The sequence below is a fragment of the Bacteroides fragilis NCTC 9343 genome (assembly GCF_000025985.1).
GTDB lineage: Bacteria > Bacteroidota > Bacteroidia > Bacteroidales > Bacteroidaceae > Bacteroides > Bacteroides fragilis.
The window spans coordinates 655609-675422 of sequence record NC_003228.3 but is presented as its reverse complement, the minus strand read 5'-3'; the positions used below and the strand labels follow the sequence as shown (position 1 = coordinate 675422).

The 19814-nt window shown below is 49.2% G+C and carries 14 protein-coding genes and 1 riboswitch; of the genes, 9 read left to right on the top strand and 5 right to left on the bottom strand.

From position 1 onward, the window contains the following. Window positions 1-63 precede the first annotated feature (63 nt). On the bottom strand, window positions 64-969 hold the full coding sequence (locus BF9343_RS02640; protein ID WP_010992096.1) for a mechanosensitive ion channel family protein: 906 nt from the start codon (window positions 967-969) through the stop codon (window positions 64-66). Between the two features lie 117 nt (window positions 970-1086). After that, a riboswitch (TPP riboswitch) is annotated at window positions 1087-1182 on the top strand. On the opposite strand from BF9343_RS02640, the gene BF9343_RS02635 reads away from it, so the two are divergent. The 3 genes from BF9343_RS02635 (at window position 1182) to BF9343_RS02625 (ending at window position 4587) form a co-directional block, all read left to right on the top strand. Then, complete coding sequence (locus BF9343_RS02635; RefSeq protein ID WP_005801528.1) at window positions 1182-3401, top strand: TonB-dependent receptor; 2220 nt, start codon at window positions 1182-1184, stop codon at window positions 3399-3401. (Overlaps the previous riboswitch by 1 nt.) Before the next feature lie 3 nt (window positions 3402-3404). Continuing rightward, window positions 3405-3977, top strand: coding sequence for a nicotinamide riboside transporter PnuC (gene pnuC, locus BF9343_RS02630; protein ID WP_005784555.1), 573 nt, complete (start codon window positions 3405-3407; stop codon window positions 3975-3977). Continuing rightward, complete coding sequence (locus BF9343_RS02625) at window positions 3964-4587, top strand: thiamine diphosphokinase (protein WP_010992095.1); 624 nt, start codon at window positions 3964-3966, stop codon at window positions 4585-4587. The genes pnuC and BF9343_RS02625 overlap by 14 nt, the downstream gene beginning before the upstream one ends. On the opposite strand, the gene BF9343_RS02620 is transcribed toward BF9343_RS02625, so the two are convergent. The 4 genes from BF9343_RS02620 to thrA form a co-directional block, all read right to left on the bottom strand. Continuing rightward, window positions 4541-5488, bottom strand: a complete 948-nt coding sequence (locus tag BF9343_RS02620; protein WP_032496653.1) for a DMT family transporter — start codon at window positions 5486-5488, stop codon at window positions 4541-4543. The genes BF9343_RS02625 and BF9343_RS02620 overlap by 47 nt on opposite strands. A gap of 415 nt (window positions 5489-5903) precedes the next feature. Beyond that, window positions 5904-7205 carry a threonine synthase gene (thrC, locus tag BF9343_RS02610; protein ID WP_005784549.1) on the bottom strand — a complete coding sequence of 434 codons (1302 nt, stop codon included), beginning with the start codon at window positions 7203-7205 and terminating at the stop codon, window positions 5904-5906. A 146-nt stretch (window positions 7206-7351) separates the two neighbouring features. Beyond that, window positions 7352-8563: a cofactor-independent phosphoglycerate mutase gene (locus BF9343_RS02605; RefSeq protein ID WP_005784547.1), complete on the bottom strand. Its 1212-nt coding sequence runs from the start codon at window positions 8561-8563 to the stop codon at window positions 7352-7354. A gap of 11 nt (window positions 8564-8574) precedes the next feature. Continuing rightward, window positions 8575-11010: a bifunctional aspartate kinase/homoserine dehydrogenase I gene (gene thrA / locus BF9343_RS02600; protein WP_005796412.1), complete on the bottom strand. Its 2436-nt coding sequence runs from the start codon at window positions 11008-11010 to the stop codon at window positions 8575-8577. A gap of 493 nt (window positions 11011-11503) precedes the next feature. On the opposite strand from thrA, the gene BF9343_RS02595 reads away from it, so the two are divergent. The 6 genes from BF9343_RS02595 (at window position 11504) to BF9343_RS02570 (ending at window position 19741) form a co-directional block, all read left to right on the top strand. After that, window positions 11504-12553, top strand: coding sequence for an asparaginase (locus BF9343_RS02595; protein ID WP_008658388.1), 1050 nt, complete (start codon window positions 11504-11506; stop codon window positions 12551-12553). A 657-nt stretch (window positions 12554-13210) separates the two neighbouring features. Then, the gene (radA, locus tag BF9343_RS02590) at window positions 13211-14578 is read left to right on the top strand and encodes a DNA repair protein RadA (RefSeq protein WP_005784538.1); all 1368 of its coding nucleotides are present in this window, start codon (window positions 13211-13213) and stop codon (window positions 14576-14578) included. A 55-nt stretch (window positions 14579-14633) separates the two neighbouring features. Beyond that, entirely contained in the window at window positions 14634-15005 is a 372-nt protein-coding gene (locus BF9343_RS02585) for a GxxExxY protein (protein WP_005784536.1), read from the top strand. 44 nt (window positions 15006-15049) lie between these two features. After that, on the top strand, window positions 15050-16639 hold the full coding sequence (locus tag BF9343_RS02580) for an NAD(P)/FAD-dependent oxidoreductase (RefSeq protein ID WP_005784534.1): 1590 nt from the start codon (window positions 15050-15052) through the stop codon (window positions 16637-16639). A 7-nt stretch (window positions 16640-16646) separates the two neighbouring features. After that, complete coding sequence (locus BF9343_RS02575; protein ID WP_011202071.1) at window positions 16647-17243, top strand: response regulator transcription factor; 597 nt, start codon at window positions 16647-16649, stop codon at window positions 17241-17243. A 110-nt stretch (window positions 17244-17353) separates the two neighbouring features. Then, window positions 17354-19741, top strand: coding sequence for a TonB-dependent receptor (locus BF9343_RS02570; RefSeq protein ID WP_010992092.1), 2388 nt, complete (start codon window positions 17354-17356; stop codon window positions 19739-19741). Window positions 19742-19814: the final 73 nt, after the last annotated feature.

Below are 19814 nucleotides of genomic sequence, written 5' to 3'. Positions count from 1 at the left end.
AAATATAAATTTGCAAAAAGGGTGATTGCTTCTTCAGAAGTAGCCACCCTTTTTGAATATTCATCAATTCGGAGCCTGATGAACCGTAAGTTGCGGGAAGGGAAAATTGATGCCTTTTTCATTGAACGTAGCATAAATCGTCTTGTTTATGTCGAAATAAACGCCCCAATAATCGCCACTCTCCACCCAAACACGGACTACAACATTCACACTACTGGCATCCAGCGTATGCAGAGCTATAAACGGAGCAGGATCATTGAGAATACGCTTATCGGCGGTCAGCACCTCACGTACCACTTTTTCCACCTTATTATAGTCTTCACCATAATCGACGCCAAAGATCCATTCAACGCGGCGGGTCTTCTGGTTACTATAGTTAGTCACCACTCCACTGCTTAAAGCCCCGTTGGGCACATAGATGAGCTTGTTGTCGGCAGTTGTCAGGATTGTATGGAATATCTGAATTTCCTTGACCGTACCGGAAACACTTTGTGCTTCGATCCAGTCGCCTACCTTATAGGGTTTGAACAGTAAAATAACCAGTCCGCCGGCAAAATTTTGCAAATTACCGGAAAGCGCCATACCGACAGCCACACCGGCAGAAGCCAGCAAAGCAGCAAACGAAGTCGTCTCGACGCCCAATGCGCCTACCACGGAAACAATTAATAGTACGGTAAGAAGGATATTAACGAGACTCTTTACAAAAGTCTTGATACTGATATCCACGTTTCTCTTATCCATCACCCGGCCGACCAGACGGTTCAGCATCCGGATCAGAAAACGTCCGACCAAAAATACAATGACCGCTTTCAGAATATGTCCTCCGGCCTGTATGCCCGAGTCTATCAGTTGTTGGGTGATCAGTCCCAACTTATCGAGCCCGTCTGCCTGGGCTATAGCCTGGTCCAGCTTCTCAGCCGCCACTTGCAGGGAATCAGCGACTTGTTGTGTAGTTTGGAATAGTAGCATAATAATACAATTTTAGAGTTTGTCCATTTAATAACAGCGGACAAAGCTACAATGTTTTTATCAAATAGCGAAGTGTTTCTTGCTTTACACAAGCAAAAAGCGTAAATTTGCCGCCGATTCACTTAGTAGGGGTGCCTTAACATGACGGGCTGAGAACATACCCTTTGACCTGATCCGGGTAATGCCGGCGTAGAGAAAAACAAATTAGCAACATGAAAAAGATGATTTTTGCCGGCTGTCTGATGGCCGGAGCAAGTGTCTTCGCGCAAGCGGGCGAGACAGACAGCTTGAAAGTAGTAAATCTGCAAGAGGTGCAGATAGTATCCACACGTGCCACTTCAAAAACCCCGGTGGCATTCACCAACGTTTCGAAAGAAGAACTCAAAAAGCAGAACTTCGGGCAAGACATCCCTTTTCTGCTCAGTATGACTCCTTCGGCACTGACCACCAGTGATGCCGGAGCAGGTATCGGTTACACCACACTGCGCGTACGGGGAACAGACGGGACACGCATCAACATCACAGCCAACGGAATCCCGATGAATGATGCCGAAAGCCATACACTCTTCTGGGTAAATATGCCCGACTTTGCTTCGTCCGTAAAGGATATACAAGTGCAGCGCGGTGCGGGTACATCGACCAACGGCGCAGGCGCTTTCGGAGCCAGTGTCAATATGCAGACGGAAGGTATTTCAATGCAACCTTATGCCGAAATAAACGCCTCGTACGGTAGCTTCAACGCTCACAAAGAGACAGTAAAATTCGGGACGGGACTGCTGAAGGATCATTGGGCATTCGATGCCCGCCTGTCCAACATCGGTACGGACGGATACATAGACCGGGCATCAGTAGACCTGTACTCTTTCTACGCACAGGGTGGATATTTTGCCGACAATACTTCGGTGAAGTTCATCACCTTCGGCGGTAAAGAAAAGACGTATCATGCCTGGAATTATGCAACTAAGGAAGAGATGAAGAAATATGGCCGACGCTTCAACTCATGCGGCATGTACACAGATGACGACGGACACATCCGCTTTTACAAAGACCAGACGGACAACTACCTGCAAATGAACTATCAGCTCTTGCTGAATCATACTTTCTCGGCAGCATGGAACCTGAATGCGGCACTCCATTATACAAAGGGGGACGGCTACTATCAGGAGTATAAAGAGGATCGCAGCCTGAAAGAGTATCGCCTGCATCCGTTTATGTACGATGGAAAGGAAGTGGAAAAAAGCGACCTGATCCGGCAGAAGAAGATGGACAATCACTTTGGCGGCGGCGTATTCTCGGTGAACTACCGGAATGAGAAGCTGGACGCTTCGCTGGGCGGCGCACTGAACTACTACGACGGATGGCACTTCGGACGGGTGATCTGGGTGAAGAACTATATCGGCGAGTTGCTGCCCGACCACGAATATTACCGTAACAAAGCCAAGAAGACGGACGGGAACCTCTATCTGAAAGCCAACTACAATCTGGTGGCAGGCCTCAACGCGTATGCCGACCTGCAATACCGCTACATCAACTATAAGATACACGGTGACAATGACAAGTACGATTACAACACTGACGGACTACAAAAGCTCGCAGTCAACGATCACTTCAACTTTTTCAACCCGAAAGCCGGACTGAACTGGGATATCGACTCCAACAACCGGGTTTACGCCTCTTTCTCCGTTGCCCAGAAAGAACCTACACGAAACAACTATACCGACGGTAACGCAGACGAATATCCGAAGGCGGAAAAACTGTACGACTACGAACTGGGGTATACCTACCGCAACACATGGTTGAGCGCCGGAGTCAACTTCTACTATATGGATTACAAGGACCAGTTGGTGCTGACCGGAGAATTGAACGAAATAGGCGAAGCCATGGCACGCAATGTGCCGGACAGTTACCGGACGGGCGTAGAACTGATGCTAGGAGTTAAGCCATGCCGATGGTTCCAATGGGACATCAACGGTACGCTGAGCAAGAACCGGGTGAAAAACTTCACCGAAAAACTGTACGAAGACGAGTGGAAGAACCCGATCGAAGTGGAACATGGTAACACCCCGATCGCTTTCTCTCCGGACTTTATACTGAATAATCGTTTCTCGTTCAGCCACAAAGGATTCGAAGCCGCCCTCCAGTCACAGTACGTCAGCAAGCAGTATATGAGCAATGCCAAGCAAGCAGAGCAGACACTCGATGCTTATTTTGTGAGCAACCTCAATCTGGCATATACATTCCAATTGCGACACGTGAAGTCGGTTACAGTGGGATTCACCATCTACAACCTCTTCAACGAAAAGTATGAAAACAACGGGTATGCCGGAAGCGGCTATACGCTGAAGGACGGCAAGCCCGAACGCTATAATTATGCCGGCTATGCCGCCCAGGCAGGTACAAATGTAATGGGTAACATCTCGATCCGCTTCTAAGCCATGAACTATCTCGAAATCACAGGTGCCCTTGTCGGGCTGATTTACCTTTGGCTGGAATACCGGGCAAGCATTTATCTCTGGATAGCGGGCATCATCATGCCGGCCATCTATATATTTGTATACTACCAAGCAGGATTGTATGCCGACTTCGGCATCAATATCTACTATCTGCTCGCGGCCGCCTACGGCTGGATGGTCTGGATGCGGGGAAGCGAAAAAGAGACCCGGGCCGAGCTGCCCATCACGCACACACCCTTGAAAAGATACCTCCCCCTATTGCTGGTATTCCTGGCAGCCTTCTTCGGCATCGCCTGGATACTGATCCGGTTTACGGACAGCAACGTCCCCTGGCTCGACTCGTTCACCACGGCGCTGAGCATCATCGGCATGTGGATGCTGGCACGCAAGTACGTCGAACAGTGGTGGGCATGGATCGTGGTCGACGTGGTATGTTGCGGACTCTACATCTATAAAGAGCTTTATTTCACATCCGCTCTTTACGGACTTTACTCAATAATCGCTATCTTTGGCTACTTTAAATGGAAACAAATGATGCATTATGAAAGTAAATGATATCGATATGGACGCCGTCATACTGGGCAACGGCGAATATCCGACCCACTCAATGCCGGAAACCATGCTGATTATGGCGCCTTACGTGGTGTGCTGCGACGGGTCTGCCGACGAACACATCCGAAGGGGATTTACGCCCGATGCCATCATCGGCGACGGAGACTCGCTCTCACCGGATAACAAAGAACGGTTCAGGACCATCTTCCACCAGATAGACGACCAGGAGACGAACGATCAGACCAAAGCGGTACACTTCCTGCTCGACCAAGGCAAAAAAACAATCATCCTCGTGGGTGCAACCGGCAAACGGGAAGACCATACCCTGGGAAACATCAGTCTGCTGATAGACTATATGAAAGCAGGAGCGCAGGTAACGATGCTGACGGACCACGGAATGTTTATTCCGGCATCGGGGAGGAACTGTTTCAAGTCATATCCCGGACAACAAATCTCCATCTTCAACTTCAACGCCACCGGATTGAGGGCCGATGGGCTGGTATATCCACTCAGTGACTTCAGTAACTGGTGGCAGGGTACGCTGAACGAAGCGACAGGCACCGAATTTACGATCCATGCGGAGGGAGACTACTTGGTTTATCTGAATTACTGACCGGTTTCTCCTTCGTCTCGGCCACTTCGACCAGATAGACACTGACGCAGATCATGCCGATGGCAATGGTCTGCGACCAGCTGAAGCGGTCCTGTCCTACGAGTAGAGAGACGATGGTTGCCACGATCAGTATCAGATACCCATAGATGGCCACCACGGTAGTCTTCAGATATTTCAGTCCGATCGGTACCAACAGGTAGCTGACAACCGTAGGGAATATCAGGACAAAGAGGAGCACCGACAGCGGAAACCAGTGTAACGGCCCGGAAAATACCGGAGCATGGAAACCGGTGACAGCCGAAACGACGATGCTTGAAAAAGCCGCTCCGGCAAAGGTATACTTCAATACTGTAAACATTCCGACCGACTTCAGGATTCGGTTACTTGCCACCAGATAGACAGCATAGGCGATCGAACTCAACAGGCAGAGCATATTGCCTGTCAGGGCGTCCGAAGCCAGATCGTCACTCTTCTGAGCCAGAATGCAAAGAATGGCCCCGCCGAGTCCGAGGGAGATGCCGGCTATCTTCATCGCACTGATCTTCTCCTTGAAGAAGACCACGGCGATCACAAACACCCAGATAGGCTGCAAACTGGTGAAAATGGAACTCGAGACCGGAGTCGTTTTACTCAACCCCATCAGATAAAGAAACATGAAACCATAGATGCCCAAGGCTCCCAGGAGAAAAAGGAATATTTTTTCTTTCCGGGTGGAAATTTCGGGCTTGACAAACATCCCGATGATCCAGAAAGCAATGGCGGCAAACACGCACCGGAGGGTAACTCCCGAAAGGGGACTGACCCATACGGGAAGCAGATATTTCAACGCATTCATGTTCAATCCGCTAAAGGTTTTGGAAACCACCATACTCAGATTGGCCTCCACTTTCTTATTCTTCATCATACGAGGGTTATTTTTTTATTCCCGTACAACAAAAGAGGGAGACGGAAAGTTCGGAGAAAGAAAGACGATAAAGTCCGGAGCGGAAAGCAGATTACGATTATTTAGTTTTACACTAAAAACAGACTTTCACCCGCATGCGGAACGAAGAAAATCCGCGGGCAGGCGGAAGCGAAACCGGAGATGCCTGCAGGCAAAAAAAGTGGCGGGAGTTTTTTAAAAAAGTCCCGCCACTCCCCCCCAGAAGTATCTCTGAGACCGTTTTCACAAACAATTTCCCGTCAGCATCTCCATCCGGGAAAAGAGCCGCCGGCTGTGGGAAAAGCATATTTCACCATAGAAAGCGCAAAGCATTCACATTAATAATCCATAACAAAAGTCATCTACATCACCCTGTGCCCTCAAGGGAGAGTCTCTACTTGCCCAGCAGATAGCTCTTGAAATCAGCAAACTCCTTCGTCATCGGCAAACTTTTCTTTTCGCCTTTCATAAAAGCCCGGAGCTTAGCAGGTATTTCGACCTCGGTACCAATGATGCTCTCCACCGTTTGCAGGAATTTGGCCGGATGGGCCGTTTCGAGGAATACGCCTGTCTCACCCGGCTGCAAGCCTTCCTCCAATGCACGGTAACCGCATGCTCCATGAGGATCGAGCAGATAACCCGTCTGCTGCCAGCACGCTTTCACGCTTTCACGAATCTGCTCGTCGGTGTACGTCGTTCCGGATATCTCGGCAGCGATGGCTGCATGCGAACCGCCATACAGGTCGAGCACACGGGCAAAGTTGCTCGGATCACCCACATCCATCGCATTGGCAATGGTGGCAACGGACGGACGGGGATTGTACTGTCCTGTCTGCAAATATTGATAGAAAATATCATTCTTATTGTTGGCGGCGATAAAACGGCGGACGGGCAAGCCCATCTTTTTGCCGAACAAGCCTGCAGTAATGTTACCAAAGTTTCCGCTCGGCACACAGATGACGACATTCTCTGCCCGGCCGGCCTTCTTCAATTGCGCATAGGCATAAAAATAATAGAATGCCTGCGGCAGGAAACGTGCCACGTTGATAGAGTTAGCCGAGGTCAGCAACAACTGTTCGTTCAGTTCCTGATCCATAAAGGCTGCTTTCACCAGCGCCTGGCAGTCATCAAACGTTCCGTCCACCTCCAGGGCTGTAATATTCCGCCCCAGCGTAGTGAACTGTTTTTCCTGTATCTCGCTGACTTTTCCCTTCGGATAGAGCACATACACATGAATACCCTCTACCCCCAAAAAGCCATTGGCTACCGCACTACCGGTATCTCCGGAAGTGGCAACGAGCACATTCACCTGTTTCCGCCCCTCTTTCCGGATGAAGTATCCCAACAAACGGGCCATAAACCGTCCACCTACATCTTTAAAAGCCAATGTAGGACCGTGGAAAAGCTCCAGGGAATAGATGTTCTCCTTCACCGGCACCAACGGGACATCAAAATTCAACGTATCATAAACGATCTCTTTCAGCGTTTCCGCCGGAACATCTTCTCCAAAGAAAGCATCTGCCACCCGGTAAGCGATTTCCCGGAAAGAAAGATTCTCTATCTCGTCATAAAACTCTTGAGGCAAGGGCTTGATGGTCATGGGCATGAATAGCCCCTTATCAGAAGCAAGTCCTTTGACTACCGCTTCTTCAAGCGAAGCAAGCGGAGCTTGTTTGTTAGTACTATAATATTTCATGGGTATTTTTATAAATGGTTTCGGAGTCGGTGCACCACAGATTACACGGATTTTCACAGAACTTTCAATCTTTTTATCAATAAAAATAAATCATTCATCTGTGAAAATCCGTGTAATCTGTGGTGAACAAACTCTGTTCCTATTCCTTAACGGTTCATAAACTCTTTAATAAATTCATCCTCTTTCAGCAATCCGTAACTGCCCTCCACTGCTGCAACTTCATCGAAGGTCTGCACGCTGTCCGGCTCGATACCCGGATACCAGATAAAAAACGGGACCGGCTCGTTGGTATGCGTACGCAGTTCGCAGGGAGTAGGATGATCGGGTAATACGGCAATCGCTACCGGCTCTTCCCACTCCTTCACAGCCTCGTAGATAGGACCTACGGCACGGCTATCCAGGTTTTCAATCGTTTTCAGTTTCAGCGCCACATCACCCTCATGACCGGCTTCGTCACTGGCTTCAATGTGCAGATAGACAAAGTCGTCCGTTTTCAGGGCCTCCAGTGCGGCGGCCACTTTATTCTCGTAATTGGTATCGTACAGCCCCGTTGCCCCTTCTACCGCAATACGGCGCAGCCCGGCATAATATCCGATACCGTTGATCAGATCGACGGCCGAGATGACAGCTCCCCTCTTCACTTGCGGGAAGGTGTCGGACAGACGTTCCATTTGCGGACGGTAACCCGGGCTCCACGGCCAGATGCTGTTGGCAGGGTCTTTCCCCTCAGCCATCCGCTTCAGGTTCAGCGGATGATCTTTCAGCAGTTCCTGAGACTTCAGGATCAGTTCATTGAGCAGGCTAGCAGTCTCTTCGGCCTCCGGTACCAAAGGTTTCACCATCAGCGGACGGAAAGGCTTCAAAGGCACATCGTGCGGAGGGGTGCAGTCGAGTTGCTTGTTTCCGCCTTTCACCACCAGCAGATGGCGGTATTGCACCCCGGTATGAAACCTCACCCGGTCGTCCCCCAGTTTCTCCTGAAGGTATTGAATCAACACATCCGCCTCTTCTGTTGTGATATGCCCTGCCGAATGATTCTTCAGGATATCTCCTTCCGTACAAATCAGATTGCAACGCATTGCCATCTCGCCCGGCTGCAAATCGACACCGATGCTGGCAGCCTCGAGTGGTCCGCGCCCTTCGTATACTTTCGGAAGATTGTATCCCAGAACCGACATATTGGCTACTTCACTTCCCGGATGGAACCCGTCGGCTACGGTTATCAACCGTCCGTTCCGTCCCATACGGGCCAGTTTATCCATATAAGGCGTTTTTGCATATTGCAGGAGCGTCTTGTCTCCCAACGACTTTACAGCCCAGTCGGCCATTCCGTCACCCAGTATGATGATGTGTTTCATAAGCTTCTTTTTTATACGTTTGCAATGCTCATAATGTCAGCAAATACACCGGCCGCCGTCACTCCGGCACCCGCACCGTATCCCTGAATCATCATCGGATATTCTTTATAGCGTTCGGTGGTAAGCAAGATGATGTTATTGCTGCCTTCCAGTCCGTAGAAAGGATGGTTGCGGTCCACTTCCTGCAAACCGACGGATGCTTTGCCGTTCTCCAGCTTGGCAACGAAACGCCAATGTTTATTCTCACTCTCGAGCACCTTGCGGCGAGCTTCGAAATCAGCATCCAGACTAGGCACTTTTTTCCAGAAGTCTTCCAGCGAACCTTCAAAGAAGTCATTCGGTACGAAAAGATTCTTCTCCACGTCTTCCTGTTCCAGCTTGTATCCGGCCTCACGCGCCAGGATCACGAGCTTACGGATCACGTCCTTACCGCTCAGGTCGATGCGCGGATCGGGTTCCGAATAACGCTCTTCCTGCGCCATCTTGATGGTACGGCTGAAGGGAACATCGGCACTGATCTTATTGAAAATATAGTTCAGCGTACCCGAAAGCACTGCCTCGATCTTCAGAATCTTATCACCGCTATGTATCAGGTCATTGATGGTATTGATAATCGGAAGTCCGGCCCCCACGTTGGTTTCAAACAGATATTTCACACCACGCTGGCGGGCTATCAGCTTCAGTTCACGGTAATTCTCGTAAGCCGATGAAGCAGCAATCTTATTGGCCGCCACCACAGAAATGTTATGTTGCAGGAAGTCCTTATATAGAGAGGCAATGTCCGGACTGGCCGTACAATCCACAAATACCGAATTGAATATATTCATGCCGATAATCTCGTCACGTATAGTATCCAGCGAACTGTCCACTCCCTTCTCTTTCAGCTCTTCGCGATAGTTGGCCAGATCGAATCCGGCACGGCTGAACATCGCCTTCGTCGCATCGATAATACCTACCACATGGAGTTTCAGGCCATTTTCTACCATCAGCTTCTTCTGCTGCTGGCGGATCTGCTCGACAAGACTTCCTCCCACCGTGCCCACACCGCAGATAAAGAGGTTGAGCACCTGATATTCGGAGAGGAAGAACGAGTCGTGAATCACATTCAGCGATTTACGCAACGACTTTGAATCGACAACAAACGAGATGTTGGTCTCGGAAGCTCCCTGTGCACAGGCTATCACATTGATGCCATTTCGTCCCAGCGTACCGAACAGCTTTCCGGCAATGCCCGGCGTATGTTTCATGTTCTCACCCACGATAGCTACCGTAGCCAGGTTCTTCTCTGCCTGGATAGGCGAAATCTCACCCATTTCGATCTCTTTGGCAAACTCTTCGTTCAGCACTTCGCAAGCCAGATCGGCATCGGCATTACGCACACCGATAGAGGTACTGTTCTCCGATGAAGCCTGCGAAACGAGGAACACACTGATTCCATTCTTTGCCAGCGCCTTAAAGATGCGGTAGTTGACACCGATCACGCCCACCATACCTAAACCCTGTACGGTAATCAGGCTCGTGTCGTTGATGGACGAAATCCCTTTGATGGCTTTGCTCTTCGTGTGGTCTACGTGTTGTTTGATCACCGTTCCCTGGGCATCCGGGTTGAAAGTATTCTTAATCAGGATCGGTATGTTTTTGTGACATACCGGATAGATGGTAGGCGGATACACCACTTTTGCACCGAAATTACAAAGTTCGGTAGCCTCTACATAAGTCAGCTCGCTGATAGTATAGGCCGTACTGATCACACGCGGGTCGGCTGTCATGAAGCCGTCTACATCCGTCCAAATCTCCAGACTATCGGCATCGAGAGCTGCGGCAATAACAGCTGCGGTATAGTCGGAACCGCCCCTGCCCAGATTCGTTACGTCTCCCGAAACCTTATCCGAAGAGATGAATCCGGGTACCAGCGAAACCCGGGGGATTTCTTTGAAAGCCTCCCGCACCAACCGATTGGTCAGTTCCGTGTCCAGTGTATGTTTATTATGTTTCTTTTCTGTCTTGATAAAAGTACGTGAGTCGAACCATACAGCCCCTTGGATCAGTCTTGACGCAATCAGTGAAGACAGACGTTCACCATAACTGACAATGGTATCGGACGTTTTCGGAGAAAGATCTTTAATCAGATAAATACCCTGAAAGATATCTTTCAGTTCGTCGAGCAATTCATTCACCTGATAGTGCAACAGGGTCTGAGTCTCTCCGGCAGGAATCACTCCCTGCACCATCTCTTCGTGGCGGCGAACTATTTCCCGGTATGCCCCTTCGTAAGCTGCATCGCCCATGGCGGCCATTCGGGAGGTACTGATCAACTGGTCAGTGATCCCGCCCAATGCAGACACTACTACGATTACCGGTTCACCGGCAGACTCTACGATTTTCTTTACGCTTAAAATGCTGTTCACGGAACCTACGGACGTTCCGCCGAATTTCATTACTTTCATGCAGATACTTATTTAATGGAATGCCTTGTACGCTCTTTCAGGCATACAAAACCATCTTTGTTGATACGAATAATAAAATATAAAATTGAGTTTTGCTTACTTCCTGTAAGCGTGAATCACGTAGATACACATCATACTATATATTAACCCCTAGGGGTCATCCCCATTGTCCCCTGTGTCCCAATCATGGTACACATCGATGTGACTGTATGTGGATAGCATTGCATCATTGTTTCTGTTTCTACGTTCGATTTTGATAAGATGTTGCAAAAATAAGAATAATTTCATTCAATCTATCACTTTTTGCGATTATTTTGCGATAAAAGCACAGAAAGCCCCAGAAAGAGGGGTAAAAATGTAACATAGGACAATTACATTTTTATAGTGCCCATTGCTTTTTCTCCGGATAAAGCGGATCACTTTCTTGACACTTTGCTGCCATTTACAAGATATATCATTATCTTTGCAACAATACATTCTTCATTTAAGGACTATGAACCCATCAGATACTTCCATATTGTTAATATACACGGGCGGAACCATCGGTATGATAGAAAACCCTGAAACCGGAGCACTCGAAAACTTCAATTTCGAGCAATTGCAGAAGCATGTACCCGAACTTCAGAAGTTTACCTTCCCGATAGACTCTTACCAATTCGATCCGCCTATGGACTCTTCGGACATGGAACCGGAAGCCTGGAGGAAACTGGTACACGTCATCAGTGAACACTACCACCAGTACACCGGCTTTGTCATCCTGCATGGTACGGATACGATGGCCTTCACCGCTTCAGCCCTCAGCTTCATGCTCGAAGGACTCGACAAACCGGTTATCCTGACAGGTTCACAACTGCCCATAGGAGTGCTTCGTACCGATGGCAAGGAGAATCTGATGACCAGCATCGAAATAGCATCGGCACGCGACAGAAGCGGTAATCCCATGGTTCCTGAAGTATGTATATTTTTCGAAAACCGGTTAATGCGTGGCAATCGTACGACCAAAATGAGTGCGGAAAATTTCAACGCCTTCCGTTCGTTCAATTATCCGGTACTGGCAGAAGCAGGGATACATATTAAATATAACAATGTGCAGATTCACATTGAAGGGGAGAAACGCGAACTGCATCCTCACTATCTGCTGGACACCAATATAGCTATCCTCAAACTCTTTCCGGGCATACAAGAGAATGTCGTAGCCGCTACACTCGCCATCGAAGGATTGAAGGCAGTGGTACTCGAAACGTATGGTTCGGGCAACGCTTCCCGCAAGGAGTGGTTTCTGCGGAGGCTTCGTGATGCCAGCGAACGAGGTGTTGTCATTGTCAACGTAACCCAATGTAGCGCCGGTACTGTAGAGATGGAACGTTACGAAACGGGATATCATCTGCTGAAGGCGGGCATCGTCAGTGGACACGACAGTACTACCGAATCGGCCGTAACAAAACTGATGTTTCTGTTAGGACACGGATATTCGCCGGACGAAGTACGCCGGAGGATGAACGAGTCGATGGCAGGAGAGATTAGTATCGATTTGTCAAAATGATATTCAGGAGGCCTCAGAATCCGTTTTTCCGAACAGATGCCGACGGAGTACGAAAAAAACGCATCCACGCCATTCGGGCAATTATCAGTTTGACAGGTATATTCAGAATTTCTCGCCAAAAGTCAAAGCAATACCTCTTCGTACTATCTCCGACAACGCCCGGAAGCAAAAACAGATTCTTTATGCCATCTCACGGCAGTATCCGCCAAGGGACAAAGCAGACGGAAAGATACCGGAAAATCCTTTAAGGCAAGGCTCTCCTTTCAAGAAACGAAGCCTCTGTCTACAGGAAGTTAACACTCTATTTGCAGGAAGTTAACATCGTATTCCGATGAAGTTAACAGTTTATCGGCACGAAGTTAATAATCCGGAGATCCAAACCCCAATAAACCGATAACAGAAGTGACGGATATGCAGTTATCCGGGAGTATTTATCCGGATTCCATTTCCGGATCACTGTCTTTCTACACAGAGCTTGTCAGCGAAACCGCATGATACGCTCCATAGAGTCAGTAATCCATCCATTTCACTGACAATCGGTCAGAGGCTTTAGCAAAAAGAAAAACGACTTCACGGGGTTCAGGAGTCAAAAGCTATATTCTGTTTGGCAGAAAAAGACGAAATGCGTAACTTTGAGACCTATTTATCAAGAGATCAATGGCAAAAGAGAAAACCGTTTATGTATGCAGTAACTGCGGACAGGAATCACCCAAATGGGTGGGCAAATGTCCTTCGTGTGGCGAATGGAATACCTATGTAGAAGAGATTGTTCGCAAGGAAGTTCCGAATAAACGTCCGGTATCTGGCATCGAATCGCCCAAAGCCAAACCCGTCACCCTGAGCGAGATCGAAGCAGATGAAGAACCCCGCATCGACATGCACGACGAGGAGCTGAACCGGGTGCTGGGAGGCGGGCTGGTACCCGGATCGCTGGTACTGATCGGTGGCGAACCCGGCATCGGGAAGTCCACACTGGTGCTCCAAACCGTGCTCCACATGCCTGAGCGGAGGATACTCTACATCTCGGGAGAAGAGAGCGCAAGGCAACTGAAACTTCGTGCCGACCGGTTAACCCGAACTTCGAGCGACTGCCTGATTGTCTGCGAAACATCGTTGGAACAGATCTATGTACATATCAAAAATACACGTCCGGACCTAGTAATCATCGACTCCATACAGACGATATCGACCGAAAGCATCGAATCGTCACCGGGAAGCATCGCGCAAGTCCGGGAGTGCTCGGCATCCATCCTCCGTTTTGCCAAAGAGACGCATACCCCGGTGTTGCTGATCGGGCATATCAACAAAGAAGGCAGCATTGCCGGACCGAAGGTTCTAGAGCACATCGTAGACACCGTACTCCAATTCGAGGGAGACCAGCATTATATGTACCGTATTCTGCGCAGCATCAAGAACCGCTTTGGAAGTACCGCTGAATTGGGCATCTATGAGATGCGTCAAGACGGGCTTCGCCAAGTCAGCAACCCTTCGGAATTGTTACTGTCGCAGGACCACGAAGGCATGAGCGGGGTAGCCATCGCATCTGCCATCGAAGGGGTAAGACCCTTCCTGATAGAGACGCAAGCACTTGTCAGCTCTGCGGTTTACGGCAATCCGCAACGTTCGGCAACGGGATTCGATATTCGCCGCATGAACATGCTGCTGGCCGTATTAGAGAAACGTGTCGGATTTAAGCTGGCACAAAAAGATGTCTTTCTAAATATTGCCGGAGGACTGAAGGTTAACGACCCTGCCATCGACCTGGCTGTTATCAGTGCCATCCTTTCATCCAATATGGATGCTGCCATCGAACCTGAGGTTTGCATGGCCGGAGAAATCGGATTATCCGGTGAAATCCGTCCGGTAAACCGGATCGAACAACGTATCGGTGAAGCTGAGAAGCTCGGGTTCAAACGGTTCATCCTACCTAAATACAACATGCAGGGCATCGATACAAAGAAGCTGAGGATAGAACTGGTGCCGGTAAGAAAGGTGGAAGAAGCATTCCGGACGCTCTTCGGGTGAGTTCACCACAGAGAACACGGAGTCACACAGAGTTCTTACCATTAAACATTAAAACATGGAGATAAATGAATTAACAGGACTGATACTAAAGAAAGCTTATGAAGTACATACTGTTTTAGGACCCGGATTACTAGAAAGTGCTTATGAAGAATGCTTATGCTACGAATTAATTCAATGTGGATTAAACGTAGAAAAACAGAAAGCACTACCCGTAGTATATAAAAACATTAAAGTAGATGCAGGTTACAGATTGGATATTGTAGTCAACAATGCTGTTATAATAGAGATAAAAGCTGTAGAAGAATTACATCCCGTTCACACCGCACAGCTAATAACCTATTTAAAACTATCAGGAATCAAATATGGCCTGCTTATCAATTTTAATGTAAGAAGCCTCAAAGAAGGCATCAGAAGATATATTGTTTAATTAAAAAAGACTCAGTGAAACTCTGTGTCACTCTGTGGTAAACCATGATACAAGAATACCAACTCCGCATCCTCCCCGAAATTGCCGCCAGCGAGCAACAACTCAAAGCATACCTTTCACAGGAGAAAGGACTGAATCAGCGCGATATTACCGCCCTGCGTACACTGAAACGGAGTATTGATGCCCGCCAACGCACGATCTACGTCAATCTCAAAGTTCGGGTATACCTGAACGAAATGCCTAAGGACGATGAGTACGAACATACTATATATAATAATGTGGAAGGAAAACCGCAGGTTATTGTGGTAGGTGCAGGCCCCGGAGGACTGTTTGCCGCATTACGGCTGATAGAACTGGGGCTGCGTCCTGTCGTCGTGGAGCGTGGTAAGGATGTGCGCGAACGTAAGAAAGACCTGGCACAGATCAGCCGAGAGCATCGGGTAGACCCAGAATCGAACTACAGTTTCGGTGAAGGAGGAGCCGGTGCATACTCGGACGGAAAGCTGTATACCCGAAGCAAGAAGCGCGGGAATGTGGACAAGATACTCAATGTATTCTGCCAACATGGTGCTTCTACGGCCATTCTGGTAGATGCCCATCCGCATATCGGCACGGACAAGCTGCCACGGGTGATAGAGAATATGCGCAATACGATTATTGAATGTGGAGGCGAGGTACACTTCAAGACACGGATGGATGCATTGATCATCGAACAGGGAGAAGTGAAAGGAATAGAGACGAATACGGGCGAAACATTCCTCGGTCCGGTCATCCTGGCAACAGGTCATTCGGCAAGAGATGTATATCGCTGGCTGGCCGCCAACAACGTGACTATCGAAGCCAAAGGAATAGCCGTCGGAGTGCGTCTGGAACATCCTGCAGGATTGATAGACCAAATACAATACCACAACCGGAGCGGAAGAGGTAAATACCTGCCGGCTGCCGAATACAGTTTCGTCACACAAGTGGACGGCCGCGGAGTATACAGTTTCTGCATGTGTCCTGGGGGATTCATCGTACCGGCGGCCAGCGGTCCCGAACAGGTGGTAGTCAACGGAATGTCGCCATCCAATCGCGGATCCCGGTGGAGTAACTCGGGAATGGTAGTGGAGATACAACCGGAAGACATCATCAACGATAAACGGTTAACGGTAAACAATGAAGCAGAAGAAACCTTCCCCGAACTGGCTGTGCTGCACTTCCAGGAAGAGTTGGAACGCCAGTGTTGGTTGCAAGGAGGCAGACGCCAAACGGCACCCGCACAACGCATGGTGGACTTTACACGCAAGAAACTGAGTTACGACTTGCCGGAGTCTTCGTACAGCCCCGGATTGATATCCTCTCCCTTGCATTTCTGGATGCCGGAATTCATTGCCGGACGACTGTCACAAGGCTTCCAACAGTTCGGGCGCAGCAGCCACGGTTTCCTGACCAACGAAGCCGTAATGATAGGGGTAGAGACCCGTACCTCTTCTCCGGTCCGCATCGTACGAGACAAGGATACCCTGCAACACATCACCTTACGCGGTCTCTTCCCCTGTGGCGAAGGAGCCGGTTATGCGGGCGGCATCGTCTCGGCGGGAATCGATGGAGAACGATGCGCAGAAGCAGTAGCACAATTTATGAATCCATAGACTTATGATGAATCACCAACCAGAAATAGCTATCGTAGAGGCGAACACCCTCACCAGCCTGGGACTGAAAACAATCCTGGAGAGAATGATCCCCATGGCAGTCATCCGCACGTTCCATAGCTTCGGCGAACTGACAGATGACACCCCGGACATGTATGCCCACTACTTCATCTCGGCACAGATTTATGTGGAGCACAACGCTTTCTTCCTCCCCCGAAAGCGGAAAACCATCGTGTTGGCGGGAGACAGCCACCAGTTCCAACTCTCCGGCGTCCCCATACTCAACATCTATCAGGCAGAGGAACAGTTGGTGAAAGACATCCTAAAGCTCCACCAGCATGCACACCATGACGGCTATCCGGTAAAGGACATGCCTCCTACCCCGCCGACCACCGGACACGAACTCTCGGCACGCGAAATCGAGGTTCTGGTCCTGATCACCAAAGGACTGATCAACAAAGAGATCGCGGACAAACTGAATATCGGCCTGACCACCGTAATCACGCATCGGAAGAACATTACCGAAAAGCTGGGCATCAAATCGGTTTCGGGCCTAACCATCTATGCGGTGATGAACGGGTATGTGGAGGCAGACCGCATATAGCGAACTATGTGGTGAATCCATGGTGAAAGCATATATCCTAATAAATGAGGATTGCCGTTTAACATTTTTTGCTGCATCTTTGCAAACGAATCAATGAAAAGATACAGCACATGAAGAAAAACAGTATTCTTATTGCCCTTGCCCTCTTTTCTGCCGGTGGCACATGGGCTGAAGAGCTTCCGAAAGACACACTGAAAGTGATAGATGTGGAAGAGATTGTAGTCATCGCAGCTCCGAAAGAAAACCGCAAACTACGCGAACAGCCAACCGCGGTAACCATGCTCTCACAACAGGATATGCAGGCCAATCAGGTGAACTCCATCAAGAGCCTGACGGCACTTGTTCCGAATATCTTCATCCCCGACTATGGCTCGAAACTGACTTCCGCCATCTACATCCGTGGGATCGGTTCACGCATCAATACACCGTCAGTAGGTTTGTACGTAGACAATGTCCCTTACATCGACAAATCAGCTTTCGACTTCAACTATGCCGACATTGAGCGCATCGACGTGTTGCGCGGTCCGCAGGGAACCCTCTATGGACGCAACACCATGGGAGGACTGATCAAGGTACACACCAAATCGCCTTTCAGTTATCAAGGCACCGACCTTCGACTGAGTGCCGGAACTTACGATAATTACAATGCTTCCGTGACTCACTATCACCGCATGTCGAATCAGTTTGCCTTCTCCACCGGAGCATTTTATGAATACGGAGGAGGTTTTTTCAAGAATACCTACCTTAACAAAAAGATAGACAAAAGCCAGGCTGCCGGAGGACGGTTCCGAGGCATCTACCTGCCCAGCGAGAACATGAAGTTGGACTTGAACGTCAGCTATGAGTACAGCGATCAGGGAGGATATGCTTACGGAGCTTATGACAAGCACACGGGAACCTACCTGAAACCGGCCTACAATGATCCCAGCAGTTACTATCGCAATCTGCTGAATGCAGGGTTGAATCTGGAATATCAGGGAGACCACTTCACACTGAGTTCGGTAACGGGACTGCAACACTTGCGTGACCGTATGTTTATCGATCAAGACTTCTCTCCTGCCAATATCTATGTGCTGGAACAGAAGCAGAAGCTGACCACGATCTCCGAAGAAATCGTCCTCAAATCGAAATCCGGACGACGCTGGGAATGGACCACAGGTGCCTTCGGGTTCTATCAGTGGCTCACCACCAACGGACCGGTTACATTCAAGGAAGACGGGGTGACAGAAATGCTGGAGAAAGGCATCAACAGTCACTTCCCCGATCTCTCGGCGATGGGAATGAAAATGAACCTGAACATCACGAACCCTACGTTGTTGGTGGACGGACGCTTCCACACACCGATCCTCAGTGGAGCAGTCTATCATCAGTCCACCTTCCGTGACTTGCTGATAGAAGGGCTTTCGGCTACCGTAGGACTGCGTCTGGACTACGAAAAGAACTGGATGAAATACAACTCGGGCAGTACCATTGACTATCAGTTCAACATGACAAGCCCTTTCATGCCTGTTCGCCTGGAACAGACCAGTTCACCACGCCTGAACGGCAAGTTCAGCAACGACTATCTGCAGCTATTACCCAAGTTCGCCCTGCAATACGAATGGAAGAAGGGTAACAACGTATATGCCACCGTATCACGCGGATACCGTTCGGGAGGATACAATATACAGATGTTCTCGGATCTGATACAGGGTAATATGCAAAACGACATGCAGGGACAGATCAAGGCAGGCACGAAACAGATCTTCGACCGCCTCGTGACTCAAGGCATGCCACAGGCCATCGCGGACCGCATCTTGTCGAATATTCCGGATGCGGGTGAGAATGCGGATCCGAAAGCATCGACCATCTACAAGCCCGAATATTCCTGGAATTACGAAGTGGGCAGTCACCTCACTCTGTGGGAAGGTAAGCTATGGATGGATCTTGCCGCCTTCCTGATGGATACGCGTGATCAGCAAATCGCCCAGTTTGCCAAAAGCGGATTGGGGCGTATTACGGTCAATGCCGGCAAAAGCCGGAGCTATGGGGCTGAAGCGGCACTGCGTGCTAACCTGACCGATGCTCTCAGCATGAACGCAAGCTACGGATATACGTATGCCACGTTCACCGATTATAAAACCATCGACCGGGGACAAAATGAAATCAGCTATGACGGCAATTATGTACCTTTCGTACCGAAACATACTCTCAACGTGGGTGGGCAATACATCTTCCGCATTGCTCCCCGCCACTGGCTGGACCATGTACAGGTGAACGTGAATTATAATGGTGCCGGACGCATCTACTGGACAGAGCAAAACGATGTAAGCCAGTCATTCTACGGAACGCTGAACGGCCGTGTCAGCCTGGCGAAGGGGAACGGGCAAATCGACTTCTGGGTTCGCAATGCGCTGGATAAGAAGTATGCTACTTTCTACTTCGAATCAATGGGCAACGGATTTATGCAGAAAGGACGTCCGGTACACTTCGGGGTAGACATAAGATGCCGATTCTAATATAATAAAACCAGACATAAGATCGACTAATTTTTAGTTTAAAAGGTAAGGGGTGTTGGTTTAAAACCAATGC

Excerpts from the sequence above, each read along its gene's own strand:
- BF9343_RS02640 (WP_010992096.1), bottom strand. The coding sequence starts at position 969 with ATGCTACTATTCCAAACTACACAACAAGTCGCTGATTCCCTGCAAGTG.
- BF9343_RS02570 (WP_010992092.1), top strand. The coding sequence starts at position 17,354 with ATGAAGAAAAACAGTATTCTTATTGCCCTTGCCCTCTTTTCTGCCGGT.
- BF9343_RS02620 (WP_032496653.1), bottom strand. The coding sequence starts at position 5,488 with ATGAAGAATAAGAAAGTGGAGGCCAATCTGAGTATGGTGGTTTCCAAA.
- BF9343_RS02625 (WP_010992095.1), top strand. The coding sequence starts at position 3,964 with ATGAAAGTAAATGATATCGATATGGACGCCGTCATACTGGGCAACGGC.
- pnuC (WP_005784555.1), top strand. The coding sequence starts at position 3,405 with ATGAACTATCTCGAAATCACAGGTGCCCTTGTCGGGCTGATTTACCTT.
- radA (WP_005784538.1), top strand. The coding sequence starts at position 13,211 with ATGGCAAAAGAGAAAACCGTTTATGTATGCAGTAACTGCGGACAGGAA.
- BF9343_RS02635 (WP_005801528.1), top strand. The coding sequence starts at position 1,182 with ATGAAAAAGATGATTTTTGCCGGCTGTCTGATGGCCGGAGCAAGTGTC.
- BF9343_RS02575 (WP_011202071.1), top strand. The coding sequence starts at position 16,647 with ATGAATCACCAACCAGAAATAGCTATCGTAGAGGCGAACACCCTCACC.
- thrC (WP_005784549.1), bottom strand. The coding sequence starts at position 7,205 with ATGAAATATTATAGTACTAACAAACAAGCTCCGCTTGCTTCGCTTGAA.
- BF9343_RS02605 (WP_005784547.1), bottom strand. The coding sequence starts at position 8,563 with ATGAAACACATCATCATACTGGGTGACGGAATGGCCGACTGGGCTGTA.
- BF9343_RS02585 (WP_005784536.1), top strand. The coding sequence starts at position 14,634 with ATGGAGATAAATGAATTAACAGGACTGATACTAAAGAAAGCTTATGAA.
- thrA (WP_005796412.1), bottom strand. The coding sequence starts at position 11,010 with ATGAAAGTAATGAAATTCGGCGGAACGTCCGTAGGTTCCGTGAACAGC.
- BF9343_RS02595 (WP_008658388.1), top strand. The coding sequence starts at position 11,504 with ATGAACCCATCAGATACTTCCATATTGTTAATATACACGGGCGGAACC.
- BF9343_RS02580 (WP_005784534.1), top strand. The coding sequence starts at position 15,050 with ATGATACAAGAATACCAACTCCGCATCCTCCCCGAAATTGCCGCCAGC.